The organism is Microcoleus sp. T3_B1 (assembly GCF_036700445.1).
Taxonomy (GTDB): domain Bacteria; phylum Cyanobacteriota; class Cyanobacteriia; order Cyanobacteriales; family Microcoleaceae; genus Microcoleus.
Genome location: NZ_JAUBOX010000039.1, coordinates 20,710 through 47,121 on the forward strand (window position 1 = coordinate 20,710; position 26,412 = coordinate 47,121).

Annotated in this window: 26 protein-coding genes; 10 read left to right on the plus strand and 16 right to left on the minus strand. The window is 45.8% G+C overall.

From position 1 onward, the window contains the following. Positions 1-91: 91 nt before the first annotated feature. Positions 92-817, minus strand: a complete 726-nt coding sequence (locus QT990_RS20445) for a pentapeptide repeat-containing protein (protein ID WP_333107284.1) — start codon at positions 815-817, stop codon at positions 92-94. Between the two features lie 191 nt (positions 818-1,008). Continuing rightward, the gene (locus QT990_RS20450) at positions 1,009-2,208 is read right to left on the minus strand and encodes a phosphoglycerate kinase (RefSeq protein ID WP_333144677.1); all 1,200 of its coding nucleotides are present in this window, start codon (positions 2,206-2,208) and stop codon (positions 1,009-1,011) included. Between the two features lie 183 nt (positions 2,209-2,391). On the opposite strand from QT990_RS20450, the gene QT990_RS20455 reads away from it, so the two are divergent. Further along, entirely contained in the window at positions 2,392-2,805 is a 414-nt protein-coding gene (locus QT990_RS20455) for a universal stress protein (RefSeq protein WP_333144676.1), read from the plus strand. Positions 2,806-2,991: 186 nt separating this feature from the next. Then, positions 2,992-3,846: a ribosome biogenesis GTPase YlqF gene (gene ylqF / locus QT990_RS20460; protein WP_333144675.1), complete on the plus strand. Its 855-nt coding sequence runs from the start codon at positions 2,992-2,994 to the stop codon at positions 3,844-3,846. A 19-nt stretch (positions 3,847-3,865) separates the two neighbouring features. Here ylqF and QT990_RS20465 read toward each other — a convergent pair whose 3' ends face one another. Continuing rightward, a complete protein-coding gene (locus tag QT990_RS20465) occupies positions 3,866-4,681 on the minus strand; it encodes an MOSC N-terminal beta barrel domain-containing protein (RefSeq protein ID WP_333409484.1) in 816 nt (271 codons plus the stop codon). A gap of 233 nt (positions 4,682-4,914) precedes the next feature. On the opposite strand from QT990_RS20465, the gene QT990_RS20470 reads away from it, so the two are divergent. Beyond that, positions 4,915-5,640, plus strand: a complete 726-nt coding sequence (locus QT990_RS20470; RefSeq protein WP_333409483.1) for a carbonic anhydrase — start codon at positions 4,915-4,917, stop codon at positions 5,638-5,640. Between the two features lie 157 nt (positions 5,641-5,797). On the opposite strand, the gene QT990_RS20475 is transcribed toward QT990_RS20470, so the two are convergent. Continuing rightward, positions 5,798-6,985: a tetratricopeptide repeat protein gene (locus tag QT990_RS20475; RefSeq protein ID WP_333279856.1), complete on the minus strand. Its 1,188-nt coding sequence runs from the start codon at positions 6,983-6,985 to the stop codon at positions 5,798-5,800. 300 nt (positions 6,986-7,285) lie between these two features. Here QT990_RS20475 and QT990_RS20480 point away from each other — a divergent pair, with 300 nt between their 5' ends. After that, positions 7,286-7,555, plus strand: a complete 270-nt coding sequence (locus tag QT990_RS20480; protein WP_333144671.1) for a GlsB/YeaQ/YmgE family stress response membrane protein — start codon at positions 7,286-7,288, stop codon at positions 7,553-7,555. Between the two features lie 479 nt (positions 7,556-8,034). Then, positions 8,035-9,312: a transposase gene (locus QT990_RS20485; RefSeq protein WP_333409482.1), complete on the plus strand. Its 1,278-nt coding sequence runs from the start codon at positions 8,035-8,037 to the stop codon at positions 9,310-9,312. 26 nt (positions 9,313-9,338) lie between these two features. On the opposite strand, the gene sppA is transcribed toward QT990_RS20485, so the two are convergent. From sppA to QT990_RS20505, 4 genes are all read right to left on the minus strand, one after another. Next, positions 9,339-11,159, minus strand: a complete 1,821-nt coding sequence (gene sppA / locus QT990_RS20490) for a signal peptide peptidase SppA (protein WP_333409481.1) — start codon at positions 11,157-11,159, stop codon at positions 9,339-9,341. A 46-nt stretch (positions 11,160-11,205) separates the two neighbouring features. Further along, on the minus strand, positions 11,206-11,364 hold the full coding sequence (locus tag QT990_RS20495; RefSeq protein ID WP_333107298.1) for a hypothetical protein: 159 nt from the start codon (positions 11,362-11,364) through the stop codon (positions 11,206-11,208). Between the two features lie 303 nt (positions 11,365-11,667). Further along, positions 11,668-12,750, minus strand: coding sequence for a type 2 isopentenyl-diphosphate Delta-isomerase (fni, locus tag QT990_RS20500; RefSeq protein WP_333306825.1), 1,083 nt, complete (start codon positions 12,748-12,750; stop codon positions 11,668-11,670). Between the two features lie 253 nt (positions 12,751-13,003). Then, a complete protein-coding gene (locus tag QT990_RS20505; protein ID WP_333409479.1) occupies positions 13,004-13,687 on the minus strand; it encodes an SDR family NAD(P)-dependent oxidoreductase in 684 nt (227 codons plus the stop codon). 79 nt (positions 13,688-13,766) lie between these two features. On the opposite strand from QT990_RS20505, the gene QT990_RS20510 reads away from it, so the two are divergent. Continuing rightward, positions 13,767-14,876: an S-(hydroxymethyl)glutathione dehydrogenase/class III alcohol dehydrogenase gene (locus tag QT990_RS20510; RefSeq protein WP_333465686.1), complete on the plus strand. Its 1,110-nt coding sequence runs from the start codon at positions 13,767-13,769 to the stop codon at positions 14,874-14,876. A gap of 91 nt (positions 14,877-14,967) precedes the next feature. Then, positions 14,968-15,822, plus strand: a complete 855-nt coding sequence (gene fghA, locus QT990_RS20515) for an S-formylglutathione hydrolase (protein ID WP_333144666.1) — start codon at positions 14,968-14,970, stop codon at positions 15,820-15,822. 22 nt (positions 15,823-15,844) lie between these two features. Here fghA and QT990_RS20520 read toward each other — a convergent pair whose 3' ends face one another. Both QT990_RS20520 and QT990_RS20525 read right to left on the minus strand, forming a co-directional pair. Beyond that, positions 15,845-16,129 (minus strand): tetratricopeptide repeat protein, encoded by a 285-nt coding sequence (locus QT990_RS20520; protein WP_333052830.1) that lies wholly within the window; start codon positions 16,127-16,129, stop codon positions 15,845-15,847. A 164-nt stretch (positions 16,130-16,293) separates the two neighbouring features. Continuing rightward, complete coding sequence (locus QT990_RS20525) at positions 16,294-17,208, minus strand: branched-chain amino acid transaminase (protein WP_333465687.1); 915 nt, start codon at positions 17,206-17,208, stop codon at positions 16,294-16,296. 272 nt (positions 17,209-17,480) lie between these two features. Here QT990_RS20525 and QT990_RS20530 point away from each other — a divergent pair, with 272 nt between their 5' ends. After that, on the plus strand, positions 17,481-17,849 hold the full coding sequence (locus QT990_RS20530; protein ID WP_333168719.1) for a Lin0512 family protein: 369 nt from the start codon (positions 17,481-17,483) through the stop codon (positions 17,847-17,849). Positions 17,850-18,326: 477 nt separating this feature from the next. On the opposite strand, the gene QT990_RS20535 is transcribed toward QT990_RS20530, so the two are convergent. Together QT990_RS20535 and QT990_RS20540 are read right to left on the minus strand one after the other, a co-directional pair. After that, positions 18,327-19,160 carry a DUF4142 domain-containing protein gene (locus tag QT990_RS20535; protein WP_333144663.1) on the minus strand — a complete coding sequence of 278 codons (834 nt, stop codon included), beginning with the start codon at positions 19,158-19,160 and terminating at the stop codon, positions 18,327-18,329. A 72-nt stretch (positions 19,161-19,232) separates the two neighbouring features. Further along, complete coding sequence (locus QT990_RS20540; protein WP_333144662.1) at positions 19,233-20,267, minus strand: hypothetical protein; 1,035 nt, start codon at positions 20,265-20,267, stop codon at positions 19,233-19,235. 1,149 nt (positions 20,268-21,416) lie between these two features. Here QT990_RS20540 and QT990_RS20545 point away from each other — a divergent pair. After that, the gene (locus QT990_RS20545) at positions 21,417-21,656 is read left to right on the plus strand and encodes a ChaB family protein (RefSeq protein WP_333144661.1); all 240 of its coding nucleotides are present in this window, start codon (positions 21,417-21,419) and stop codon (positions 21,654-21,656) included. Between the two features lie 236 nt (positions 21,657-21,892). Here QT990_RS20545 and QT990_RS20550 read toward each other — a convergent pair whose 3' ends face one another. Continuing rightward, entirely contained in the window at positions 21,893-22,525 is a 633-nt protein-coding gene (locus QT990_RS20550; RefSeq protein ID WP_333144660.1) for a hypothetical protein, read from the minus strand. Between the two features lie 248 nt (positions 22,526-22,773). Between QT990_RS20550 and QT990_RS20555 the strand changes: the two genes are divergently transcribed. Then, positions 22,774-23,493, plus strand: coding sequence for an SAM-dependent methyltransferase (locus QT990_RS20555; protein ID WP_333279881.1), 720 nt, complete (start codon positions 22,774-22,776; stop codon positions 23,491-23,493). A 248-nt stretch (positions 23,494-23,741) separates the two neighbouring features. On the opposite strand, the gene QT990_RS20560 is transcribed toward QT990_RS20555, so the two are convergent. From QT990_RS20560 to QT990_RS20570, 3 genes are all read right to left on the minus strand, one after another. Next, positions 23,742-24,842, minus strand: a complete 1,101-nt coding sequence (locus QT990_RS20560; RefSeq protein WP_333141956.1) for an iron-containing redox enzyme family protein — start codon at positions 24,840-24,842, stop codon at positions 23,742-23,744. A gap of 174 nt (positions 24,843-25,016) precedes the next feature. Continuing rightward, a complete protein-coding gene (locus QT990_RS20565; protein ID WP_333141957.1) occupies positions 25,017-25,631 on the minus strand; it encodes a rhodanese-like domain-containing protein in 615 nt (204 codons plus the stop codon). Continuing rightward, positions 25,621-26,391 carry a sterol desaturase family protein gene (locus QT990_RS20570; protein WP_333141958.1) on the minus strand — a complete coding sequence of 257 codons (771 nt, stop codon included), beginning with the start codon at positions 26,389-26,391 and terminating at the stop codon, positions 25,621-25,623. The genes QT990_RS20565 and QT990_RS20570 overlap by 11 nt, the downstream gene beginning before the upstream one ends. Positions 26,392-26,412 lie beyond the last annotated feature (21 nt).

Sequence of the window (26,412 nt, forward strand, 5' to 3'; positions counted from 1 at the left end):
GATCTAAACTTAGGGTGCGCCAGCCAGGGGATTTTAGATTTTAGATTTTAGATTTTAGATTTACTCCACAGATGAATCTGGGAACTAGAGTCTAAAATTTTTCTTCCAAATTCAAAACACAATAAGGAAAATTAGTGCTCACGCAAACCCCCGGCCCCAAATTCGTACCTCGCAAGTTGGCACGTTCCAAATCAGCCTGCCGCACATTATTCGCCGCATCAATATTTGTCCCGGCCAATTGAGCGCGAGGAAGCCTAGTATTTGACAAAATAGCATTCTGCAAATTAGTATCCCGCACATCCGCGAAAGACATATCCGCTCCGCTTAAATTCGCACGATTCAAATTAACTCTAAACAGCAGCGAACGTCTCAAATCGGCATTCGACAAATTAGCTTGCAACAGATAAGCTTCCCCCAGATTCGCATTAAAAAGTTTAGCACCGCGCAAATCCGCACTCGTCAGATTCGCCCGGCCCAAAAAAGCATTAGACAAATCCGCATTTCGCAGATTAGCACCATTCAATTCAGCCCCGTACATTTCGGCATTAACTAAGTTAGCATTGGCCAAATTAGCATCACTTAAATCCGCTTCCAACAAATTAGCTTCATAGAGATTTGCTCCGCTTAAATCGGCTCCTCTTAAATTAGCTCTGTACAAGCTAGCCTTGAACAAATCAGCATTTCTCAAGTCACAGCCTTCGCACTCTTTAGTTTCCAGCAATTGCCTAACATGATCTGGATTTTGAGCCTTAACCGGAACTGCCAGCCCAAACAAAGCTAAACTTGCCGTTACAGTTGCCAAGAGTTTAAGTTTCACAAACAAACCTCACTGCTACTTCAAACAAATTATACTAGCAAACTATAGACTTTAAACCCATATCCTTCTCTCTTTCCTCTTGCTCTGCGTTCTCTGCGCCCTCTGCGGTAAATCTTCAAAAAAATGATTCGCAGCCAAGGATATAGACCTGCTTCCAGCAAGGCGGGCAAAGCCCGCCCTACTTAACTTAATTAAGCTTCATCTAAAGCAGCAACACCAGGCAATTCCTTACCTTCTAGCAACTCCAAACTAGCACCGCCACCAGTAGAAATGTGGCTCATTTGTTCACCTAAATTCAACTGTTCCACAGCCGCCACCGAGTCACCACCACCGATAATTGTGGTAGTACCAGTTTTAGTAAGTCCAGCCAAAGAATGAGCAATACCTTCAGTTCCTACAGCAAACTTCTCCATCTCAAACACGCCCATCGGCCCGTTCCAGATTACCGTTTTGCAATCGGCCAAAGCATCTTGGAAAGTTTTTACTGAATCCGGGCCGATATCCAAACCCATCCAACCGTCGGGGATGCTTTCTACAGGAACAGTTTGAGTGTTAGCCGCCGCATCAAACTTGTCAGCAACTACCACATCAGTAGGTAACAGAAAAGTAACTCCCCGTTCCTTCGCCTTAGCTTCCAAAGACTTAGCCAATTCCAGCTTGTCCTCTTCCACCAAAGACTTGCCCACGTTCAAGCCGCGAGCTTTGTAGAAGGTGAAAACCATGCCACCGCCCAACAGCAGTTTGTCGCACTTTTCGAGCAGTTTTTCAATGACTCCAATCTTGCTGGAAACCTTAGAACCGCCGATTATAGCAGCTAAAGGACGCTGAGGATTGTCGATCGCACTGCCGAGATATTGCAGTTCCTTCTCCATCAAAAACCCAGCCACAGAAGGACTCAGATACTTAGTAACGCCCTCAGTAGAAGCGTGAGCCCGGTGAGCCGTACCAAAAGCATCATTGACATACAAATCGGCCACAGAAGCTAACTTCTTAGCAAATTCTGGGTCGTTTGCCTCCTCCTCTGGGTAGAAGCGGACATTTTCCAGCAACAGCACATCGCCATCTTGCATCGCCGCGACTGTAGCAGCGACTTCATCACCGATGCAGTCGTCAGTCTTTTTGACCTCTTTGCCCAACAATTCCGACAGGCGCACAGCAACCGGCGTCAAGCGCAACTTCTCCGTTACACCCTTGGGACGGCCGAAGTGGCTGCACAAAATCACCTTAGCGCCCTTGGACGCTAAATCTTGAATTGTCGGCAGAGCCGCCCGGATGCGAGTATCATCGGTGATATTGCCGTTGTCGAGCGGCACGTTAAAGTCCGCCCGCACCAATACCCGTTTGCCCGATAAGTCCGATGCCGATAAATTTGCTACAGTTTTTTTTGTCACAGGATTAACCTCCTAATATGTGTGTTTTTGTCGAATTCCGTTGAAATGGCGGCACTGGTAACTTGCACCCCGGCCTCGGACGCATTCAACCGCGCCCGTACAAAAAACGGAAGATGGAACAAACGGCACTGATTGGCTTAACCTAAACATTTTATCGGAGTCCGTGTCCCGGAGATGTGCAGTATGTTCAAGACAGTCTTATTTCCTGTCGATCAAAGCCGAGAAGCCCGCGAAGCTGCCGAAAAGGTGGTCAATATCGTAAAAACCTACGGTTCTCGCTTAGTTATTCTCTCGGTAGTCGAGCCCCCAGCCGAGGAGGCCGACGCCCCCGCGCGCGAGGTGATGACTTCCCCCGAAGCAGTCGCCAAACTTCTTTCTGAGGCCCAATCGATGTTTTCCCAGCAGGGAATTGAAGCTGAAATCATCGAACGGGAAGGCAAACCTGCTTTCACGATTTGCGATGTGGCGGACGAAATTGGGGCCGATTTGATTGTGATGGGCTGTCGGGGGATGGGTTTAACCGATGATGGGGCGTCTGACAGCGTTACCAGTCGGGTAATCAATCTGTCTCCTTGTGCAGTTTTGATTGTGCCTTAGTCAGTTGTCAGTTGACAGTTGACTGTTGGCAGTTGACTGTTCTTAGTTGTTAGTTGTCATTCAAGAACTAACAACTAAGAACTAACCAATAACAACAGTCAACAGTCAACTAACCAATCACAACTAACCAATAACAATAGTCAACAGTCAACAGTTAACAGTCAACAGTCAACAGTCAACTAACTAATGAAAATTCACTGGTATCCCGGTCACATTGCCAAAGCTGAACGGGCATTAAAAGAACAGCTAAAGCGGGTAGATGTGGTGCTTGAAGTCCGAGATGCCCGCATTCCATTGGCTACTTATCACCCCCAAATGCCGAGCTGGGTGGGCGGCAAGCCGCGAGTATTGGTCGTCAACCGCATGGATATGATTACGCCTCGATCGCGCGAGGCGTGGGAAACATGGTTTGAGGCCCAGGGGGAAACTGCGTATTTTACTAATGCCGAGCACGGTCACGGAGTAGACGCTGTGGCGGATGCGGTGCAGAATGCTGGGGTGCAGCTAAATAAAAGAAGGTTCGATCGAGGTATGCTGCCCCGTCCAGTCCGGGCAGTGGTAATGGGATTTCCCAATGTGGGAAAATCTGCTTTAATTAATCGGCTGTTAGGGCGGAGAGTGGTAGACAGTGCCCGCAGAGCTGGAGTAACTAAATCGCTGCGATGGATTCGCATTTCTGACGAAATTGAATTATTAGATGCCCCCGGAGTGATCCCAACCCGAATTAACAATCAAGAAAATGCCATAAAATTAGCTATTTGCGAAGATATTGGCGAAGCAGCTTACGACAATCAGGTAGTAGCAGCAGCTATGGTAGATTTGCTGCGAGGGCTGGAGGCGACTGATGAGACTTTGATATCAATATCTGGTTTCAAATCCAGGTATAAATTAGATGCAGCCTCTAGTAATGGTGAAGATTATCTGCACGAGGTAGCAAAAGACAGGTATAAAGGAGATGTCGAACGAACGGCGCGGCAGATGTTAAACGATTTTAGAACTGGTGTTTTAGGTCAACTTACTTTGGAGTTGCCGCCGGCTTGATCCGATTCGTACCATACAACTAATCAGAAAGGGTATTCAATAGAGAGTTGCTGACGCGGAGAATGGCAACTTCGTCTCCTATGTGTAATATTTTTTCTGGTGCTTGAGGTGCGAGTCGCGTGTTAACTATCAGCCGACTAAAGTGATTTAAATGCCCTTTTTTTACCAAGTCAGGCATAATTTCCTTCTGCTTGGCTGTTAGTATATTTTTAAAATTGAGATCGCCTGCTTTCGCCCCATAATTTCGCGTAGATAGGATAAATGGCTGAGCGGGATTAATAGCTTCAAATATTACAGTCCCTATTTTCAACCTAACAATTTCATCGGCTTGTGGTAAAAGTTGATCTTCCCAAAAAGCCGGGACATCTCCTATTTCAATATTAGCTCGCAAGCGATGGCGCATCTCGTTAACGCAAACTCTCGGAAACCAAGATGCAACTTCGGCAATTGTTTCGGTACTGATAATGCTTGGCCCTGGTGCAGCGGTATTGTCGGGAAAACCTGTCAGCAAGTTTTCAATTAACTTGACAGGGAAACCGAAGTAGTTGCTCAACCAAGATTCTATTGCCAAGCGTTCTCTATCTACATGAAAAAATATTTCTTGTTCGGTGCCTTGAATTTTCAGGCCGGCAATTCTCTTTTTGATGTCAAAGGATAACCGTAGAAAACGGACTCCGCTGTTGTGCTTAGTGCTAACCAATTCTCCTGCTGCATCGCAGATTGCAAAAGAGCGATCGCCTTCTAGAGCTCCGCTGGCTAGAATAGTTGCTTGACTGACTGCTATGCCGTCAAGGGACTTGACCGGATAGATATGAATGCTGGCGACGTAGGACATTTCGAGCCATTGATAAAAAATAGTCGTTTTAGATACATTCTAGCATCCCTGTCCGCAGAAGGATGACCGCCGTTGACTTTACTAAATAAAATAGGAATGAAATAAAAATGGGCCACTTTTTTGAAGTTTACATTGTGCGGGAGCAGCTTGCAAAGAAAAATCCCAGAAGTCTGACTGAGCTTGTGGTAGATATTATGGTATAAAATAGAAAAAATTGAACCGAGTTACAAACAATGAATGAAAGCGAAAGTAGAAGCATGATTTCGCGACGCAATTTAATGTTGAGGGCTGGTGCAGGGATGCTGGCGGCAAGCTTTGCACCTGCGTTTTTACAAGCCGAAGCAGCAAAGGCCGAGGCAATCTCTGACATTACTCCTACTGACATTACTCCTAACAGTGCTCTTAAGAAATTGATGGCGGGTAATCAACGCTACCTTCAGCAAAAACGGACATTTCCCGACCAAGCTCGATCGCGAGTTGTAGAAGTAGCCCAGGGTCAACATCCGTTTGCAACCATCCTGGCTTGTTCTGACTCGCGCGTTACTCCCGAAATTATTTTCGACCAAGGATTGGGGGATTTATTTGATATCCGAGTAGCTGGCAATTTTCTAGACGATGTGGTTCTCGGTAATATAGAATATGCCGCCTTAGAATTAGGCGTGCCACTATTAGTAATTCTGGGCCACGAACGCTGCGGTGCTGTCAAAGCAGCTTTAGATGGCAAAGCTGTTCCGGGTCACATTAGCACTTTGGTGGCGGCGATTAAACCTGCAGTTGATTCGACCAAAGGTCAAAAAGGCGATGCCTGGGATAACGCAGTCAGAGCTAATGTGAAAATGAATGTAAATAAGTTACAATCCTCCTCGCCTATTTTAGCTAAAGCAGTGAAAGCGGGCAAGCTTAAAGTTGTTGGGGGCCGCTACGATTTGGATAGCGGCAAAGTAGAGATAATTGCTTGATTTTGCTGGGAATTTTTACAGTTTGTAGGGGTAATGCCCCCGTGCTTACCCCGTCCGGTTCGAGGGGCAACCACGGGGGGATTGCCCCTACAAATTATTTGGTAACAAGAGGGGCAACCACGGGGGGATTGCCCCTACAAATTATTTGGTAACAAGTTTAAAGTAAACCCATTTCTTGCAGTCCCCGGCGCAGGCGTTCTGCTTCAAAGGGGCGGCGCTGTTCGTGAAGGGCGATCGCTCTTTTGAATTCTGCTAAACTCTCTGGCATTTTGCCAATTTTCAGCAAGGCTACTGCCAAGTTTTGATGAGCTTCCGCGTGTTCGGGATCGATTTTTATCGCTTGTCGGTAATAGGCGATCGCATCTGCTAAATTTCCGGCTGCCTTCAGCGTCAGTCCCAAATTGTAGTGACCTGTTCCAAAATTAGGGTCAATTTTTAAAGCTGCTTTGTAAGCTTTTTCAGCAGACTTCAAATCTCCTTCATCTTTGAGCAAATTGCCCAAATTATTGTAAGCGCCCAACTTTAGCGGCGGGAACACATCTGTATTAATTGCCGCTTGATAGTGTTCTTTTGCTTTAACAAATTGCTGCTGCTGGCGATAAGCAATTCCCAAATGATAGTTGAGTTCGTAAAGAATAGAATCATTAATGGTCTCCGCAGTCAAGCCTTTGGTTAATAAATTAATTCCCCGCCCAATTTGCCCGGTTTCTACATACAAAGCGCCTAATTTGCTACAAGCATAAGCATCGTTGGGATAATAAGCGAGATAGCGTTCCATTGCTGCTTGAGCTTTTTGGAATTTACCTTTTGCTGCGATCGCATCTTTTTGATAACCAGAGTGCCAAATCGCCACATCGGGGAGAGAAGCTATTGTCCATTTTGGTTCCCTCTGCAAAATCTCAGCCACGCTGTCGTCTACCATTGCGTGGTAAGGGCGAGAAAAGCGGATGTCGAGGCGATTGCGAAATAAGCGCGACACTAGGGAATAGGGAGATTGAGAGGCACCGATTTCTTGACGGATGAGATTGATTAGCAGCAGCCGATCGCTCGCAATGGCCTGCTTTATTTGAGGTAGAATCTCCGGTACCAAAACCTCATCGGCATCTAATACCAAAATCCAGTCGCCCTGGGCGTGCTTCAGACACTCATTGCGCGCCACTGCGAAGTCGTCGCACCATTCAAAGTCATAAACCCTCGCCCCGGATTCTCTGGCAATTTCACGGGTGCGATCGCCCGATCCCGTATCCACCACCACCATTTCGTCAACAACACCCTTAACGCTGTCCAAAGTCCGCGACAGTGTTGCCTCTTCATTCTTCACAATCATGCACAGAGTCAGATTCATCGGGCGCAAACTTTCCTCATTTCACAGAAATATTGTAATTTTTTTAACTACCAAAACACAAAAAATCCCAGAAAAGATTCTCCTATTTCCCTTTTGCTTTGAGCATAAGTACCTTTCTTGCCTCGAAAAAGTGGGTTAACTCTTTTGAGATATTAAACAGCCTCAAACTCCGACGATTCATGAGAAATCCTACCACTTTCGGTTCCTCCCTGCGGTAGAGGTAAGTCCCCGATAGCGGTTGTTATTCTAAGAACATAAGACAAGGGACGAGAAAAGTTTAAGTATTCAGGAGAAAGAGAAATGGGAATTATTGCTTGGATCGTTTTAGGACTGATTGCCGGTGCGATCGCCAAAGCCATTTATCCGGGAACTCAAGGCGGCGGTTTTCTGGCAACAACAGGTTTAGGAATTTTGGGCGCGCTAGTGGGAGGTTATCTAGGTCAAGTCCTATTGGGGACGAGCGGGGGAGCATCCTTCGGAGTAATTAGCCTACCCAGCATAGCTTTTGCAGTCGTCGGTGCGATCGTTCTACTTTTCATCTGGGGATTGTTAACTCAGCGTGCAGCATAATAAATATTGCCAATTCCCAGTTGATCGACTTTTAGGGTATTCATAAACCCGGTTTCTTCGAGAAACCGGGTTTTTCAGTTGTGTGTAGGATGCGTCAATCGATTTTAGATTTTAGATTTTAGATTTTAGATTTTAGAGGCGAGCCCACGGATAAATGCGGGGGCTCTTCTGATTTTCGATTTTGGATTTTGGATTGATTCCACGGATAAATCCGGGGGCTGTACCATCAAGAAATTCTTGGTCAGCCTACTTTTACCAAGCCCGGGTTAAAAACCCCTATCAGACTCAGCGCTTGCAACGGTTCAAGAGCAAAACTTTCGTCTCAACAGAGGGGGACTAAGAATAAAGGGGTAAAAAGCCCGGACTTGGTATCATAAAACTTCATTAAGATTGTAAGCATCAATAAACAATGGTAGTATCAGATAGTCAAGAAAGTCCAATCCAAAATTGTTGCGCTAGTTAAAAAATGGAGAGTCGGGATGCAACTAGCAGAGAGGCACATCATTAAATCTACGGAACACCGTTTCGCCCAGATTGATGAATTAGCTTTTAAATCCAAGAATCTCTACAATGCCGCTAACTACGTCATTCGTCAGAGTTTTGTCTATGGATGGGGTTACATTAATTACAACGAGATGAACCGTTTAATGAAGTCTCATCAAGCCTACAAGGTTTTGCCAGCCAAGGTAAGTCAACAAATCTTGATGATATTGGACAAGAACTGGAAATCGTTTTTTGAAGCAGTCAAAGCTTACAAAGTTGATTCCTCTAAATTTACTGGTCGCCCGAAACTACCGAAGTACAAAGATAAAGTCAAGGGTCGAAATATTCTTGTCTATACGATTCAGGCGATTAGTAGCAAGGAATTGAAGAAAGGAGTTATTAAGCTTTCGGGTACAGAAATCTCCATAAAAACCAAAATAAAACCCGATCGAATTTGCCAAGTTAGGCTGGTTCCCAAATGTGATTCCTATGTAATTGAGGTAATTTATAATGAACCGGAGTCCACCGTCGAACAGATTAAAAAAGAAGCTGTAGCTAGTATCGATTTGGGACTAAATAATTTAGTGGCGTTAACTTCAAATCAGTCGGGTTTTACCCCTCTCCTGATTAACGGGCGACCATTGAAATCGCTCAATCAGTTCTACAACAAGCGTAAGGCACAACTACAATCTCAATTGAAAGGAAGTAGCAAGACATCATCCCGTATTCAACGCCTAACTCGTTGTCGCAATCAAAAAGTAGATAATTACTTGCACTCCTCCAGCCGGCTTATAATTAATCTTCTCATCGCACGAAAAATTGGGACGCTAGTAATTGGAAAAAACCTACAATGGAAGAGCGAGATTAGCTTAGGTAAGCAAACCAATCAGAAGTTCGTAAGTGTTCCTCATTCCCGATTAATTGAAATGTTAGAATACAAAGCTGAATTGGTTGGGATAACGGTGATTGTTCAAGAAGAATCCTATACTTCTAAATCGAACTTTCTAGCTTTAGACCCAATCCCTGTTTATGGGAAGACTGGCGCTAATGATGTCGAATTTAGTGGCAAGCGAATTAAGAGAGGATTGTACAAAACATCGGTCGGTCAATTAATCAATGCGGATATTAACGGATCTTACAATATTTTGAGAAAAGCAATCCCAAATGCGTTTAGCAATGGGATAGGGAGCTGCGTAGTTCAGCCGAGGCGGGTTAATCCGCTCAAAGTAAAAGTGAAAGGGGAGGGATTCAACGCCTCCCATGTCATGCAATAAATGACTATACTTTTACCAGCTATCAATTAATCAATCCGCAAAGTGAAAGGCAAGCGAACATAAACCCCCTGCGGGTCGTTCATCGACTTAATCACAGCCAATTCATCTTGCATTTTCTTAAATTCGGCCGTTAGCGGGTCGAGTTTGGCGGCTGGTTTCAAAACGTGAACGCCGGAAATTTTTTCCAAAATTCGCTCCTCCAAAGTGCGGCGTTTGGGATATTCTTCCACCTTCCAATCGTCGCCGAGTTTAGCTTGCTTCGCCGCCTCTCTGACAGCATCTTCAAGCCCGCCAATTTCATCGACTAAACCCAACTGTTTCGCGGCCGTACCAGACCACACCCTGCCTTGAGCAATTTCTTGTACCTTGTTTTTCGGCAGTTTGCGGGAGTTGGCGACTTTAGTAATAAATCGATCGTAAATGCGATCGACTATCCTCTGAATATTCGCCAATTCTTGAGGATTTTTCGGACGGGAAACCGTGGTAGTATCCGCAAAGCGGCCGGTTTTCACCACGTCCCAAGTTAGGCCGTTGTTAGCGGCCAACTTTTCGGCGTTGAAAAGCATTCCAAAAACGCCAATAGAACCGGTAATCGTATTGGGTTCGGCAAAAATGCGGTTGGAACCCATCGAAATCCAATAGCCGCCGGATGCTGCCAAATTGCCCATTGAAACAATAACTGGTTTCTTTTTCCCCGTCAGCATCACTTCGCGTGCAATGACTTCGGCCGCCGTCGCGCTGCCTCCGGGACTGTTGACGCGCAAAACCACTGCTTTTACGTCGTTATCTTCTCTAATTTTCCGCATTTCTTGAGCAATGCGATCGCCTCCTACTTGAGTCGGGCCCCCTTCGCCGTCTACAATCTCTCCTTCAGCGTAAAGTATAGCAACTTGGTTTTTCTTGTTAGCATCAGTTGAGTTTTTATCCTCAGCAATTTTCGCGTAGTTTTTCAAACTAATTTGCTTGAAAGATTTGTTTTCGCCATCTGTTCCTGTGAGTTTTTTGAGTTCGGTCGATATTTCGTCAAAGTATACAACTTTATCAACTAACTTGCTTTTGAGAGCTTCGTCAGCCATCAAAGTTCCGCCATTATCTGCAAGCGCTTGCAGTTGCGGAACAGTCACTTTGCGACTCGGGGCGACAGTTTGCAGGTATTCTCCCCACATATCTCCGAGCAACTTTTGAGTTTGCTGGCGATTTTCGGGACTCATTTTTGTAAGCAAAAACGGCTCAACGGCTGACTTGTATTTGCCGACGCGAGTCACTTGCACTCCCAGGCCGTATTTTTCCAAAGCACCGGTGAAAAACATTGCCTGACTACTAAAACCGTTGAGTTCCAAAGCGCCGTAAGGATTGACTGCAATTGTATTAGCAACGGAACCGAGGTAATAATCTCGTTCATTCCAGTCCATTTGGTAAGCAAAAATGGGTTTTTTGGCATCTCGGAAACGCTGCAATGCCCCTCGAACTTCTTTGAGATTGGCAAACCCGCTGCTGCTCGACTCCGAGCTGCCTTCAAGATAAAGGCCAACGATTTTCGGGTCTTTTTTCGCATATTCGATCGTGTCTAAAACAGTCCGCAGCGTCACTGTATCGCCGGAATCTTCCGAAAGCACTTCTTCAATCGCCGCGCCAGTGCTACGGCTCGGTTTGCTGTCGGTAATATTTAAAGAAAGGTCTAATACCAATACCGACTTATCTTTAACTTGCGGGCCCGAATCTTTGGACGACGATGCCGCCATAGCAATTAGCAGTACCAGTCCGCCCAATCCGATGCTGCCCAGCAGCAACATTCCTAGGAAGGTTCCCAGTAAACTTGCACAGGTATATTTTAGGAAATCTTTCATTAGATAATTGGTAATTAGTTATTAGTCAGTAGTCAGTAGTCAGTAGTCAGTAGTCAGTCAGGGCAAACGCATCTAAATTGCCGGGAGAATAGTAGTAGTGTTTTGAGGAATAGCCACCGCTATCGGCAGTCAAATCTCTTTTCAATAAACTACAGCTATCGATAATAGTCGCAACAAGCACGGTAAAATTCCCGCTTGTTGACATGATGCGTTTGCCCTGAGTAGTCAGTAGTCATTAGTCAGTAGTCATTAGTCATTAGTCATTAGTCAGTAGTCATTAGTTATATAACATCCGGTTAGAACGGAATGATACCGAGTGTGCAAGTGTCCCGCTCGCACTGCACTCGGCAAAATATTATTCCGATGCCACCGGAAACGATTTTATTGGTCATTCCTGCAAGTAGGATGTAGTAATTATCCCCTGTCGTTAGTTATTAGCTAATGACTGTTGACTAATGACTGCTGACTAATGACTGCTGACTAATGACTTTTGACTGCTGACTCACTTTTATCTTAACCTTTCCAAAACCCCAGATTGTTTTAGCTCATCCAAATTACCGCAGCCCGTACAGAACATCACGGTAGCGATTTCTGCAATTAACACCTCAGCTAGAAGGGCTGCGGCTGATTCCGATTCCGCTGCAGCTTGTAGAAACGGCCGCGCCAGTCCCGCAATATCCGCGCCAAGCGCGAGAGCCTTCGCTGCATCCAACCCATTCTGCAAGCCCCCAGAGGCAATCAGAGGAACATCCGGCGCTACGGCGCGGGTGCTGACAATGCACTCGGCTGTCGGTATTCCCCAGTCGGCAAAGGTTGCGCCTAACCTGCGCTGCTTGCTATCTTTAGCTCGCTCTCCTTCTATTTTCGCCCAAGAAGTGCCTCCGGCCCCGGCAATGTCGATCGCACCTACCCCGGCGGCGAGCAATTTCTTTGCCATCTTTCCTGAAATACCGTTACCGACTTCTTTAGCAATAACTGGTACTGGTAATTGATCGCACAATTTTGCAATTTTTTCTAGCAGTCCTTTAAAGTTAGTATCGCCTTCGGTTTGAACGCACTCTTGCAGCGGATTGAGGTGCAAAATTAGGGCATCTGCTTCGAGAATATCAATAATTTTTTGGCACTCTTCCAAACCGTAATTGTAGTTTAATTGAACGGCTCCGATATTGGCAAACAGGAGAATATCGGGAGCGCGGCGACGGACGGCAAATGTAGGAGCGAGTTGAGGATTTTCTACGACGATTCGCTGGGAACCGACTCCCATTGCTAGTTTGTATTCTTGAGCGACATCGGCGAGGCGATAATTGATAGTCTGGGCTAATTCTGTGCCGCCGGTCATTGAGGAAATTAGCAGGGGAACGGCTAGTTTTTTGCCGAGAAATGTGGAGGTTAAATCGATTTCGGTGCGATCGAGTTCTGGCAAACAGCAGTGTTCAAAACGGTAGCGTTCGAGGCCGCTGGTAGTTTCGCGAAATTGTACGTCTTCTTCGAGGCAAATCCGCAGGTGGTCTGCTTTGCGGGTTTCGGTTTGCGAGGGGGAGGTTAGCGGCAAGTTCACAGTTGCTATTTGGGGAAAGAGTTGTGATATCATTTCCGGTTACACCGGAATGATGTTGACTGTTGACTGTTGACTGTTGACTGTTGACTGTTGACTGTTGACTGTTGACTGTTGACTGTTGACAGTGAACTCGAATTTACTATTCCGATGCTAACGGATTTGATATGATTTGGGAATATAGCAATTTTATTTCATTTTTGAGATTTTTTTATGAACCGCAGAGAGCGCAGAGGGCGCAGAGGAGAAGAAAGGAGAGATGTTCGCAAATGCTGTAAGGGTTGGTGTATTATCCAGGAACAGTCAGCGGCATTCCGTTATCTGAAGCTTTCAACTTGAGTAAAAAAGGAACTGCTTTTTGTACCCAGGCTTTGACTGACGGGTAATTTGGTGCATCTTCTCCGAAACAAATGTCCAGCATATCTGTGTGAATTATCCCCGGATTCACAGGAACTGCTGCCATACCTGCGGGCAATTCTTGAGCGAGCGATCGGGTAAGTCCTTCTATTGCCCACTTGGAAGCGCAATAGGGCGCGACTTCCGGCGAAGTTGACCTTCCCCAACCAGAACTAAAGTTGACAATTATGCCGTTTTTTCGAGCAATCATTGCCGGGACAAAGTGGCGAATTACATTAGCCGTACCTTTAATGTTAACATCAATTACCTGCGAAAATTCTTCGTGGCTGATATTCCAAAGAGGCGCGAGATGATTAGCTACGCCTGCATTATTAATTAACAAATCTGGCGGATCATTTTTTGCCAGCATTTCTGTTGCCCAAGCTTTTACTCGATCGTCGTTGGTGACATCCAAACAAGTAAAATGGTGGGGCGCACTATATTTTTGGTTGAGTTTTTCCACCGCTTCGGAAGAACGGGCGCATCCCAAAACTGTATGTCCCAATTCCATAAACTTTTCGGTCATGGCAAGACCAAGACCGCGACTGACTCCGGTAATTACAATTAATTTTGTCATAGATTTGCTCCAAGTTTGACATTAAGTAATACAATACATATTGACTGGTGAATTGACAAATAGATCGCAGGGAGAAAGCATGAAAGTAAAAGCAGCAGTTGCTCGCAGTGCCGGCCAACCTTTGAGTATTGAAACGGTGGATCTGGATGGGCCGCAGGCTGGAGAGGTGCTGGTGGAAATTAAAGCCACGGGTGTTTGTCACACTGATGCTTACACTCTTTCCGGTGCCGATCCTGAAGGTTTGTTTCCGGCTATTTTAGGCCACGAGGGAGCCGGGATTGTCGCAGAAGTGGGGGCGGGAGTCACGAGTGTCAAAGTGGGCGATCGGGTAATTCCTCTCTACATTCCCGAATGCCGCAACTGCGAATATTGTTTGAGTCGCAAAACTAATCTCTGTCAAGCAATTCGCGTGACTCAAGGCCAGGGAGTGATGCCCGACGGCACGAGCAGGTTTTCCATAGACGGGCAGAAACTTTACCATTACATGGGAACTTCTACCTTCGCTAATTATACAGTATTGCCGGAAATTGCAGTAGCAAAAATTCGCGAAGATGCTCCTTTTGATAAAGTTTGTTTAATCGGCTGCGGCGTAACAACTGGCATCGGCGCTGTCATAAATACTGCGAAAGTCGAGCCTGGTTCTAATGTGGTAGTTTTCGGTTTGGGCGGCGTGGGTTTGAATGTAATTCAAGCGGCTCGCATGGTGGGAGCTAACATGATTGTCGGCGTAGACTTGAATCCCGACAAGCGAGAGATGGCGGAAAAATTCGGCATGACTCACTTTGTCAATCCCCGCGAAGTGGAAGGCGATTTAGTGCCTTATTTGGTAGATTTAACCAAAGGTGGAGCTGATTACAGTTTTGAATGTATCGGCAACATTAATGTGATGCGCCAAGCTTTAGAATGCTGCCACAAAGGTTGGGGCGTGAGCGTAATTGTCGGGGTAGCGGGAGCCGGTCAAGAAATTAGTACCCGCCCGTTTCAGCTAGTAACTGGCAGGGTTTGGAAAGGCACGGCTTTTGGCGGGGCAAAAGGCAGAACTGATGTGCCTAAGATTGTTGATTGGTACATGGACGGTAAAATTGATATTGACAGTCTGGTAACTCAGGTAATGCCGATCGACAAAATCAACGAAGCCTTTGATTTAATGCACAAAGGCGAAGTAATTCGCACAGTTTTGACATTTTGAACAAAAATCTTTCTCTCTTCCCTCTTCCTCTGCGCCCTCTGCGCCCTCTGCGGTAAAAAAAAATCTAATTAAAAAATGAAATAGAATTAACATGATATCAGACTCCCTAAAACTGCACAAAGAACAGAAAAGTTTCGGTGGCAAACTAGGCTTTTACAGCCATCAATCCTCAACCTGCAACAGCGAGATGAAATTCGCAGTTTACCAGCCCCCCCAAGCTTTATCTCAACCCGTACCAGTTTTGTATTTTCTATCAGGTTTAACCTGCACAGAAGAGAACTTTATGGCAAAAGCGGGGGCGCAACAATTTGCGGCAAAATACGGGTTAATGCTGGTTGCGCCCGACACAAGCCCGCGCAATACTGGTATCCCCGGCGAAGATGACGATTGGGATTTAGGAAGTGGTGCGGGTTTTTATGTTGATGCGACAGCCGCACCTTGGAATTCTCACTATCGGATGTACAGTTATGTGGTTGATGAATTGCCGAATTTAATCGCCGAAAATTTTCCAGCGATACCGGAAAAACAGGGAATTTTCGGTCATTCAATGGGCGGACACGGGGCGTTAATTTGCGCGTTGAAAAATGGCTCTCGCTATCTTTCAGTTTCCGCTTTTGCGCCTATTTCCGCGCCAATGCGCTGCCCTTGGGGACAAAAAGCTTTTGCAAACTACCTCGGTGGCGACAAAGATATCTGGAGGGCTTGGGATGCTAGCGAATTGGTGCTTGAGGCGCAATACAACCGTCCGATTCTGATTGACTGTGGCACGGCTGATTCGTTTCTTGCTGATGGGCAGTTGTTGCCGGAAGTGTTCGCGGAAGCTTGTGCAAAAGCGGGACAGCCGCTAACTTTAAGAATGCAGGAAGGTTACGATCATAGCTATTATTTTATAGCTACTTTTATGGAGGATCATATTCAATTTCACGCGGCTGCTTTGTGTGAGTGAACTTTAGTTTGTAGTAAGGACTTTAGTCCTTAAACCTAATTTCATTGTGCAGCGCACTCCAGGGGACTAAAAGCATATCAGCTATTTGCGATTGTCCTCTAGACCTGTAGATATCCATAGCTTTCTCAAAATCTTCAATTCCCCCCTGTAAATCTCCTGTTCCACTTCGAGCAGTAGCACGAATCATGTAAGCTTCTACAAAGTCAGGATTGAGATTTATTGCTTGAGTAAAAGCTGCAACTGCTTCCTCGTACAGCCCCCTGCGACCGAGGTCGAATCCTTGTTCGTAAAATTCTCGAGCTTCCATAGCATTTCTTAATTATCGATGTAGTTAATTCTGGAGTGTCGATATAGAAGTTTTTAAGCCGATGAAATAGAGCAGACGGGTGTAAGGACACCGCAGTCCAGTTGATGGTTTGTAGTGAGGAATTTAGTTCTTAAAAGAAGGACTGAACTCCTCACTACAAACGGTTAATTAAGATCAATCGGAAATACCCAGTCTTGATACTTGCTGTCGCGATTTTCGATAATCCCGGTTAGTTTGTCCAAAATCTTTTCGGTGAGGGGTCGGTTTTTGGGCAAGTGATAGTTTTCTACTCGCTTAATTGGCGTAATTTTGGCTGCGGTTCCGCAGAGGAAAATCTCGTCTGCAATCAACAGTTCTGATCTATCAACGGGTCTTTCTATGACTTCAATTCCTAAGTCTCTGGCGATTGTGATTACGCTGTCTCTGGTAATTCCTTCGAGAATATCTTGCTCGAAACCGGGAGTAACTAATTTACCGTTTCGGGCCACAAATATGTTCATCCCTGAAGCTTCGCTGACTTTTCCCTGAGTGTTCATCATAATTGCTTCGTCGAAGCCGGATTCTACTGCTTCTGTTTTAGCTAAAGCTGAGGTGATGTAGGCGCCGCTAATTTTACCTCTTAAGGGCAAACTGCGGTCTTCTTGGCGGTACCAAGAGCTAATTCTACAGTTGACTCCTTCTTTGGGCAAATAGTCTGAAAGTTCTAATCCGTAGACAAAAAAGTCGGTTTCTACGTTGTGCAGTCTGGGGGCAATTCCTAAACTGGATGTGTAGATAAAAGGGCGGATATAAAATGATTTTGTTGGTTTGTTTTTCTGTACAAAATCAATAATTATTTGTTGGATTTTGCTGGCAGGTAAATCGCAGTGGAGGAAGCTGGCACTTTGACTTAATCTTTGACAGTGGCGGTCTAATCTAAATAGCAATATTCGATCGGCATTTTGGGGGTCGGGAATTCCCCGCAACCCGCCTAAAACTCCGGTTCCGTAGTGCAGTGCGTGGGTGGCTATGGAAATTTTGGCGTCGGTAAATGGGAGAAATTGGTTTTGAAAGTAGGCAATTGGTAGAAAACTATCCATGATTCAAGCTGGCGATGAGTTTGGCAGTCCGCGAGGAAAGCTGAATTTGGTTATATTACCATAAGTTATAGCATTTGAGATTTGAGATTGAGAATGACTGATTTCATAAGGGTTTGAAGCTTGCCTACAGTTAGATTGTTTTTTTAGACTGATATTATTCTTTTGTTGTGATATCAATTTATAAAATAATATCAAGAGCGGTCACTTTGGTTGATAATTGTTTTGGCAAAAAGTGCGATCGACTACAAACAAAAATCAACCAAGGGGCAACAATGGCACGTAAATGTTTCATCATTGAAATGGGGATGGGTATAGACCAGCACGGGCAGGAACCGACTGTAGCCTGTGCAAGGGCTGTACGGAATGCGATCGCCCACAATGCTTTGCTGGGGGTCTGGGAAGTGGCAGGTTTGACTGACCCGAATCAGATGATTGTTGAGGTTAAGGTGGCTGTTCCTTACCCGGAACAGGTGCGGGAACAGGAGGTGTTGGCGGTGCTCCCTTTCGGCAGCAAAACTCTGATTGTGGAGCAAGGGGGCATGATTGTGCCAGGAAGGGCGATCGCCTCTCTGAATGATAAAAATGATGAAATGCTAATCGCTGTGGCGGCTGTGAGTGTTTTTGTGGACACTGAGGACTAATTAATTTTGTGTTGTTTGAATAAATCTGCGGTGAAATTCGATCGCCCGATCGCACTTGCTTGTTTCCGCGATCGGGCGATCGAACGCCTGTCTGTTAAAAAATGATTAATTTAGACTAAATTGTAGGGTGCCCCGGAGAGAGCGCATGAAATACCCTAGAAAATCTGAGGCTCTGAGGCACCCTAGAATAGGTCTGTTGGATGGTAAGGTTTATTTGCGCCTACCTACTTAATTTTGAACTTTTAATTAATAATTTTTAATTTCTCAGGCGGCCGGGTATGTAAGCCATCCAGCAAAAACCTACGATTAACAACAGCCACGTTGCTGTAATATTGCTGCCCAACAAGTTGCGGATAAAATCTTCCATTGTTCTCAAAAATTATAGCGTTTAAAAGAATTTATTACTGTTCCTTCTCGGCTCACAAAAGGTAGAGTCCGATCGCGTTTTACGCTATCGCACTCTACCTCCTCTACCTCCTATTTGGGCTGGCTGGTATCTGCCAACATTTGGTTAACCATTTGCAAGTGCGCTTGAAGGTTCGGCAACTTCTGGGTGGCCCAAGCCTTCAACTCGGGATCTTGTCCCTGTTGAGATTGAGCTTGAAACAGAGCAATAGCCTGATTGTGGCTCTCGATCATAGCCTGCTTGTAAGCAGTGTCAAAACTTCTACCGGAGAGTCCCGAAAGTCGCTTCATCAAAGCTGTGTTCTGCGTACTCATCTCGGTTGGCAATTCAACCTGCTTTTGCATTACTAACTGCATCAATTCTTTATTTGCTTGAGTGTGTTCCTCAACCATTTCTTGCCCGTATTGTTTCACACTAGCACTAGAACCGCGCTGCACTGCCAATCTGCCAAGTTCCACTTCCAGCATACCCAGTTGACCTGCTTGCATGACAAAGGTTCTGTCTCTGCTGCTGAGAGAATTAGGCGAGGTTTCGCCACCTGTTGGAGTGTTGGGAGAACGGCCGGGAGTGTTGTTGGTGGGGGTATTTGGAGAACGGCCGGGAGTGTTGTTGGTGGGGGTATTTGGAGAACGACCGGGAGTGTTGTTGGTGGGAGTATTTGGAGTGTTGGGAGAACCGCCAGGATTGTTGTTGTTGTTAGGATCTGTAACAGGAGGTCCCGGAGAATTAGGATCGTTTAAGTCGTTATCAGCAAGCTCAAAAACTCGCTCGCCCGACTGGTTGAAGCCGTTAGTCTGGCGGTTTAATTCTGCGAATCCCGGCACAGCTATCAAGGAACTAACGCCGGCAATTCCGGCAACTGTTACCAATTTTTTGAACAAATTTTTGCGATTGAGTGAAGTCATGAATTTCTAAGCCTCTAAGTTGTTTTCAAAAGTCCGCGCGTGTGAAACTATCTCGTAGGGAATCGCCCGAAACTACCGATGGGAGGGTGTACTGCCTTTCCGAAACAAGTTGATCAAACCAAAGGCGCCCAAGGCACCCAGCCACCCGAAATTGTTGGGGCTATCGCGCCGAGCACTCAAAACTCCAGAATTAGTATCAGCCGGCGTCGATGTGGTATCGGTTGTACCGGTTGTACCAGTTGTGCCGGTGCCTGTCGTACCAGTTGTACCAGTTGTGCCGGTGCCTGTCGTATCGGTTGTACCAGTTGTACCAGTCGTATCGGTTGTACCAGTTGTACCAGTCGTACCAGTTGTACCCGTGCCAGTCGTATCGGTTGTACCAGTTGTACCAGTCGTACCAGTTGTACCGCTTGTACCCGTTGTACCGGTGCCACTCGTACCGCTTGTACCGCTTGTACCGCTTGTGCCGGTGCCAGTGGTATCGGTTGTACCGCTTGTACCCGTGCCAGTCGTACCCGTTGTACCGCTTGTACCGGTTGTATCGGTACCGCTTGTACCGCTTGTACCCGTGCCACTCGTACCGCTTGTACCGGTTGTATCCGTGCCAGTCGTACCCGTTGTACCCGTTGTACCCGTTGTACCAGTGCCACTCGTACCGGTTGTACCCGTTGTACCCGTTGTACCCGTGCCGCTTGTACCCGTTGTACCGCTTGTATCCGTGCCAGTCGTACCCGTTGTACCGCTTGTACCGGTGCCAGTCGTACCCGTTGTACCGCTTGTACCGGTGCCACTCGTACCGCTTGTACCGGTTGTATCCGTGCCAGTCGTACCCGTTGTACCGCTTGTGCCTGTCGTACCGCTTGTACCCGTTGTACCGCTTGTACCGGTGCCACTCGTACCGCTTGTACCGCTTGTGCCTGTTGTACCGGTACCGCTTGTACCGCTTGTACCGCTTGTGCCTGTGCCGGCGCTACCGCCAGCACCGCCGCCAGCACCGCCGCCAGCACCGCCCGACTGGGCTGAAGCAGGCACTGCTAAGGAAACCGTTGCTAAACCTAAAGTACAAGCGCTTGCTAAAACAACTTTCAACAATTTAGAAGATTTCATGGTAATGCTTGCTTTTGCATAGAGTGCTGCGATCGCTTGTGATGCCAAAACCGCAGGGTCAAATTGACAGCGTAACGTGCAAATTTTCTAACCTTCGCTGCGGAATAATGAAGGTAAGGGGGCAAATTTAGTCCCGTTCCCTTGATGATTTTTCCCTGATTAATTACACCGCTACGTTAACAGTTTATAAGCTATTACTTATGCTTCAACTTCGCCATTCATCTTTAGGAATATTTGACAAAATGGCTTTTTATTTCAGGTGGTGGATGAAATTTGATTGAGCGGCAGACTAGCTCTCTAAAAATTTGTGTACGGGGGATAAAAAGCGGGTTGATCTGAAAAATTTTGGGTTGAGTAACGAGACATATAAGCATCAACCCGGTTTCTGAGACAAGCGGCCGCTTCTTCCTATAAATTTTCTCCGGCGGCTGGTGCTTTGAGCCAGAAATTATTGATTTTATCACCATCAATTTTGGCTTAGCACTGCGCCAGATGAGTTAGTTTAAAAATTTTTTGATCGCTATTTTTCCTTAACTTGCTGCTGGCAATTTGGGCACTGGCAGAATACCGTTCAAACTTTCCCAGAAACTAAATTATCTCAAAACGCCCGACAGATCAGAGTCGCCAGAACACCTGCAACCCCCTAGCAGCAAGGCTTTGGGCTGGGATTTGAGTTGCCTCAAACAGGAAAGCGAACTGAGGGCTATCCGAGTCTATCCCCCACGAGATTAAATTAACCAGCGGCGGCCCACTCGTGAGAATTGCTTGTGAGTGCGATCGGCTAAACTCTGAGATAGTCAAGCGAAAACTATGCCAGAGAGCGCTTGTTCTCTAACACCTTTCCCAAGCGGACTTTAACTATGCTGCATCGAATTATTACCAGAATTCGCTATCTAACGTTAATTGCTTTTTCTAAGTTCGCAAGTTAAAAAGCCGAAATCATATTAATCGATGTTTAAGCAAGGAAATTACCCAAATCCTGCCCAACCAGCAACCGCAAGCCCCTTGCCTTCGAGGAGCAGAATAAATTTAATATTACATCTGTCCTCAGAATGAGAAAAATGCGGTTTAAAACTTGCTTTTAGAGAGAGGAAAGTAGTTGCTTCTCGTATATAAGATTACATTTATGTTTAATAATTAGAGGTCATTATGCCAGAACAACAATTTGACACCTTACCTTCGGAAGCACAAGAACTCCCCCAAGGAGCTAAACAAATTTTTCAGGCTGCTTTTAAGAGCGCTAGCGAAGATGGAATGAGCGCAGATGGTGCTACTAGCGTTGCTTGGAACAGTGTAAAATCTGAATATGTTCAAGAAGGTGGCACGTGGCATCACAAGGGTGATGATACTAACCAAACCCGCAAATCTGTACAGTCTGGTGGCAATTAGTTATCACCCTTTAGTAATATCGTGTCCGCTAACATAACCCCTATTCGCTGTGTAGTGAGGGCTTCATTCCTCAAGTTTTGATGAGAACGAAGCATCCTCACTACCCACCAATCGCAGTGACGTTATGCTAGCGGGCATGATATCATGAGTCATTAGCAATCTACTCATCACTTGTGGTTAATGCTTGACGTTGATAGCTGTTGGAGATAGCTGTTGGAATCGCGGTGGTACACAAGTTAATCGAGCCTGTTCATAGGCTGGCGCATATCCCATTGCAATTCGGCTAAAACGAGCAAGCTAAATACCATTATGGCTCCCGTAAATAGGAAAAGCCAACCCCCCGTGTAAGGTAAAATTAATATTCCCAACAGGTGAAATAAACTTGCCGCTAAAAGCGCGCGCGATCGCACTGCGAATCCAGTCCCCAAATACCCAATTCCGCTCATTCCCAACCACAGGGGACAGAGATTCGCCAATACTTTTCCCCAACTGAGAAAAATTGCTAAATCGGTCAGCAGCAATCCTAATAACATTAGTATTACCCAACCGTAAAGCACCCAAATCAGGCGTTCTATTGTGACCCAAGAGTATGTCATGCTTACCATTGCTGCTGTACCTACGAGGCTGAGCGCTGACCACAAACCGGCTTGCAGCATCCAACTCACAGAAAAAAATTGTGCTGTGCCGAACATGGCTATTAACAGCAAGCTCCACAGCAAGCAAGTTCGATCGAGACAAGTATAAAATTGTGAATAAAATCGATCTTTGCCAAGGGGAAACTGAACCTGCCAAAGCCCTTCTAAATCCTGAAGTTCGATGTTAATCTGTTTCCGGCGCAGAGGGGGAACTGAATAATTAAAAAAGGTCATATCTGACACTATTAAAATTTACAATTATTTGCTTAGGTACTATCTCACCAGCAATCGCTCTAATTGCAATCTGTCAATCGGATTAATCTAGTTAATTGGATAATCTGCCGGCAGTAATAGTTATTCGATCGCACAAGGTAAAACAGGAATAGATAGATTGTACAAGTTGAGAAAATAGCTCTTGCGACAGATGGCTGGAATATTACTTATTCGATACTTTTAAAATAGTCAACTTGGTTACAGAATTTATGCTCACTTCATCCCATCCTCTGAAACAGGTATTCCACTGCCCGGAAGAATCGGATTTTTACGCGCACTGCTTGGAAAGTTTAGTGTTAAATGCTAGTGACAATTCTCGACTTATCGTAGAGTTTGGTTCAGGAGAGGGAAGTCCTGTTATTAAGTCTTTGCTGAGAAGTGATTTTGATGGGACAATACAGGGATTTGAGCTAAATAATGTAGCTTGGAAAATTGCTCAGTCTCAAATTAAGCAATATGAACTGAGCGAACGATACACAGTCAACAATTGCTCTTTTTTTGATTCGCCTTTATACGAGTCGGCGGATTGTGTCATCTCAAATCCGCCTTACTTGCCGGCGGTGGATGATAAGATTTACCAGCCGCTGTTGCACGGAGGGAGTGATGGTTCGACAATTGCTAAGAAACTTTTGTCTTTGGGCAGCGACGAAGTTTTGCTGATGGTTTCTAGCTATTCTAATCCTGTGGGTTTGATCGATTATGCCTTGGATCGAGGCTACTCGGTTGCGAATTTTGAAATTGCACCTTTAAATTTTGGCTATTATAGCTCGGAACCCAAGGTGAAAAGCGCGATCGCCACTCTCAGAGAACAGGGAATGGCTTTTTATTCGGAAAACATCTATCTGCTGGCTGGAGTTTTGTTTAAGAAGCACCAAAAGTCGCAAAGAGATTTGTCGATCGAGCTCATTAAGTTAATGACAGCATTCTAAAATACAGGCCTGGTAAGGTGCATCTGGGATGTTGCACCATTGTCAGCAACAGGCAAGATGCCTGTTCCACTATGGTTAGCAACAGGCAAGATGCCTGTTCCACTATGGTCAGCAACAGGCAAGATGCCTGTTCCACAAGAAATACACTCTTTGTGGAACAGGCCGAAAAGCCTGTTCCTAAAAGGCTTATTGAGAACGGTGCAAGATATAGGGTGCATCAGTCTCTGACCCACCCTAGGATATAGCTGTTAATTCCGTTCTGCAGCTTGGATCGATCGCACTACAGCAGCCCCAGCCCGATCGCCGATCGACTTCTCCTGATCGTACCCCAACACCAGCTCCCACGCCTCCTGCGGGTATCTGTCAACCAGCGGGATCGCCACTTCATCCAACATCCAGCGGCCGTGACGCTCATCTTCTTTGATGTGCAGTTCCCAATAACCCATCGCAGCCTGCGAGAGGCCCAGACGCTGGGCGGCGGCTAGATAATTGCGGTAAGCGACAGGCCCCGCCACCTCAAAATAAGTTAGTCCGCCGTTGTAGCGCAGAAAATGGCGCTTGCGTTCCGTCAGCAGAAAGTTGTGATTAATGCTTGCGAGCACTTCCCAAGGCACTAAATCGAAGTACGCTTCCGGTTCCGTACTCATATCGAATTCAGCCAGCATTTGAGCAAAAAAGGTCGAATGCTTGCGGGGGAGGCGACCGCCACCGTATTCTTCGATCAGCACTCGCGTAAGGGTACACTGAATTTCGTTGCCGGCACCGCCGATGATGCGAGAAACACGGCTGGCTTCCACTAAACCGTCGAAGGAGGCGATCGCCAGTAGGTGTTTGTATCCCTCTTCAGTCATCTGTTCCCGCAAATAGCGATCGCTCTCGTTCAAAGGAGGATCGACATCGGCGGCCGCGCGATCGCGCAGGGCTTGCTTGACATCCGGCAATTTTTGCAGCGCTGCAACGTCGATTTGCGCGATTTCCCACTGCTGCCAAGGTTCCTCAATGCGATCGCGCACGGAACGCAAATAGTGCGATCGTTCGTTATTGTAGCGGCGCAAATCGTCGTACCAAAACAAGTTGAGGCGGTTGATACGGTAAAGTATGCGCTGCAAGAAGCGGTGAGCGGCCTCATCGCCCGGTTCCTGTTGGTAAGCTGCTTGAATTGCAAAGGCGATCGCGCTTTCAAAATCGCTGACAAGTAACGGTTTTGTCGCCACCGTCTTGTCTAAATCCTCGACTTCTAGCAAATTGACAAATTGGCGATCGGCTGCTTCGTAATTTGGGGGTGCCGGTTGCTTTTTGGGAAGACTCGGCGAGTCTATTTTGGGGAGTAAATCTGCCGTGTTTTGCATGGAATCAACTTATGTTATGACTTTGATTATTGTGCTGCCTGCCCAAACAGCCAACCGTTGCAGATTGCTGAGGATTCTGGCTAATTACTTTCAAGATAGCGAATCTGTCAGCCGCATACACCCTTCCATTGATAGAGATTTTATAGAAATCAATTTGGTCACAACTGCCCCGATTCATTCCGAAAGCAGGGTGACTGACGGAGACTTTATCAAACTCCCCAAAGTAATTGGAGCTAATATCTGGGCATCTTTTGGAGCCGGCACTGCTTGCCGCCACGCTTTGATACCTCCTGAAAGGACAACAACATTCAGGCTAATATCCTTAATCTTATTAGTCTCATTTCCCGCAGCTTCTTGGGAATACCGAGCGAGTTTTTCCAACTGTTTGTATGCTTTAACCGATCGCCCTCCTCTGGCACAATAAAGTACAATTATCGGCTGAGGTCGATCGGATTTAACCCTAGCTTTGACAATGGATTGAATCTGCTTGACACCGAACCCCATCTCAATATCAATTATGGGAACAAGGGGACTTTCACCGATGCGATCTTCCGCGTATTCTTCGGGCGATCGCACATCGATCAAAATCACTGGTTTTAACTTATTCTGCTGCAATTGGGCAACAGTTACTTGTTTCGTATTTAAACTGGCGATAAAAGTTAGGATATCCATGTGATGAAATAGGGCAACTGCACCCACAGAAGCAACACTCGTCAAGCCCAAACCCATAATTGCCAGCAAAAAGCGAGAATAGCGATTAATACCTGGTTTTGCATTTTTATCTAGCATTTTTAATCATCCTTGAAAATGGATAGAACATTTGTCCGACATATCCAGCAGGTATAGAATCACAGATTCCATATTGATGAGGCATTTTTTTGGCTGGCATATAGATAGTGCCAAATAGCAAATCTAACAGTGGCAACTGAACAGCAAAGTTTTTGTTGTTTATTCCGGGAATTTTACTGTGATGCCAGTGATGAAATTGTGGGGTGGCTACGAACCATTTTAGGATGCCAAATTTTAATTTAATATTAGAATGAATTAAGAAAGCGATCGCCGCCGAATAAAGAGCATAAACCACCAAACTCTCCTTGGTAAATCCCAACCAGTAAAGAGGCATAATTTTGCAAATCTGAGTAAAGAGTTGCTCGCAGGGATGCACCCGCACTGCTGCTAACCAATCCATATGTTCAATGCTGTGATGGACTGCATGGAATTGCCAAAGCCAGGGTACTTCATGCAGTAGTCTATGAGCGATATAATATGCCATATCGGAAACGATAACTGCTTCTGCCAACTGCAACCATACAGGTTGAGAGGCTACTTTGCTTTGCAATTCCGGGTTGAGTAAATTAGTCATCAGCGACAAAATTACAGTCACAACAATAGCGCCTAATCTACCAATAAAGTGACCTGTAAAAAAATATGTGGCATCGGTTTCCCATCCGAAACGAAATATCTTTTGCTTGTGCAAGGAAAAGATTCTTTCGAGGGGAATGAAGATGCAAGCTAAGATGATGAAGCCTTTGACAATTTCAGGTAACATGAGATTATCATTAATGTCGAT

Excerpts from the sequence above, each read along its gene's own strand:
- QT990_RS20530 (WP_333168719.1), top strand. The coding sequence starts at position 17,481 with ATGGCACGTAAATGTTTCATCATTGAAATGGGGATGGGTATAGACCAG.
- QT990_RS20560 (WP_333141956.1), bottom strand. The coding sequence starts at position 24,842 with ATGCAAAACACGGCAGATTTACTCCCCAAAATAGACTCGCCGAGTCTT.
- QT990_RS20525 (WP_333465687.1), bottom strand. The coding sequence starts at position 17,208 with ATGGATAGTTTTCTACCAATTGCCTACTTTCAAAACCAATTTCTCCCA.
- QT990_RS20535 (WP_333144663.1), bottom strand. The coding sequence starts at position 19,160 with ATGACTTCACTCAATCGCAAAAATTTGTTCAAAAAATTGGTAACAGTT.
- QT990_RS20495 (WP_333107298.1), bottom strand. The coding sequence starts at position 11,364 with ATGTCAACAAGCGGGAATTTTACCGTGCTTGTTGCGACTATTATCGAT.
- QT990_RS20540 (WP_333144662.1), bottom strand. The coding sequence starts at position 20,267 with ATGAAATCTTCTAAATTGTTGAAAGTTGTTTTAGCAAGCGCTTGTACT.
- QT990_RS20485 (WP_333409482.1), top strand. The coding sequence starts at position 8,035 with ATGCAACTAGCAGAGAGGCACATCATTAAATCTACGGAACACCGTTTC.
- QT990_RS20465 (WP_333409484.1), bottom strand. The coding sequence starts at position 4,681 with ATGTCCTACGTCGCCAGCATTCATATCTATCCGGTCAAGTCCCTTGAC.
- QT990_RS20555 (WP_333279881.1), top strand. The coding sequence starts at position 22,774 with ATGCTCACTTCATCCCATCCTCTGAAACAGGTATTCCACTGCCCGGAA.
- QT990_RS20570 (WP_333141958.1), bottom strand. The coding sequence starts at position 26,391 with ATGTTACCTGAAATTGTCAAAGGCTTCATCATCTTAGCTTGCATCTTC.
- QT990_RS20545 (WP_333144661.1), top strand. The coding sequence starts at position 21,417 with ATGCCAGAACAACAATTTGACACCTTACCTTCGGAAGCACAAGAACTC.
- QT990_RS20455 (WP_333144676.1), top strand. The coding sequence starts at position 2,392 with ATGTTCAAGACAGTCTTATTTCCTGTCGATCAAAGCCGAGAAGCCCGC.
- QT990_RS20470 (WP_333409483.1), top strand. The coding sequence starts at position 4,915 with ATGAATGAAAGCGAAAGTAGAAGCATGATTTCGCGACGCAATTTAATG.
- QT990_RS20505 (WP_333409479.1), bottom strand. The coding sequence starts at position 13,687 with ATGACAAAATTAATTGTAATTACCGGAGTCAGTCGCGGTCTTGGTCTT.
- sppA (WP_333409481.1), bottom strand. The coding sequence starts at position 11,159 with ATGAAAGATTTCCTAAAATATACCTGTGCAAGTTTACTGGGAACCTTC.
- fghA (WP_333144666.1), top strand. The coding sequence starts at position 14,968 with ATGATATCAGACTCCCTAAAACTGCACAAAGAACAGAAAAGTTTCGGT.
- ylqF (WP_333144675.1), top strand. The coding sequence starts at position 2,992 with ATGAAAATTCACTGGTATCCCGGTCACATTGCCAAAGCTGAACGGGCA.
- QT990_RS20520 (WP_333052830.1), bottom strand. The coding sequence starts at position 16,129 with ATGGAAGCTCGAGAATTTTACGAACAAGGATTCGACCTCGGTCGCAGG.
- QT990_RS20550 (WP_333144660.1), bottom strand. The coding sequence starts at position 22,525 with ATGACCTTTTTTAATTATTCAGTTCCCCCTCTGCGCCGGAAACAGATT.
- fni (WP_333306825.1), bottom strand. The coding sequence starts at position 12,750 with ATGATATCACAACTCTTTCCCCAAATAGCAACTGTGAACTTGCCGCTA.
- QT990_RS20475 (WP_333279856.1), bottom strand. The coding sequence starts at position 6,985 with ATGAATCTGACTCTGTGCATGATTGTGAAGAATGAAGAGGCAACACTG.
- QT990_RS20480 (WP_333144671.1), top strand. The coding sequence starts at position 7,286 with ATGGGAATTATTGCTTGGATCGTTTTAGGACTGATTGCCGGTGCGATC.
- QT990_RS20510 (WP_333465686.1), top strand. The coding sequence starts at position 13,767 with ATGAAAGTAAAAGCAGCAGTTGCTCGCAGTGCCGGCCAACCTTTGAGT.
- QT990_RS20565 (WP_333141957.1), bottom strand. The coding sequence starts at position 25,631 with ATGCTAGATAAAAATGCAAAACCAGGTATTAATCGCTATTCTCGCTTT.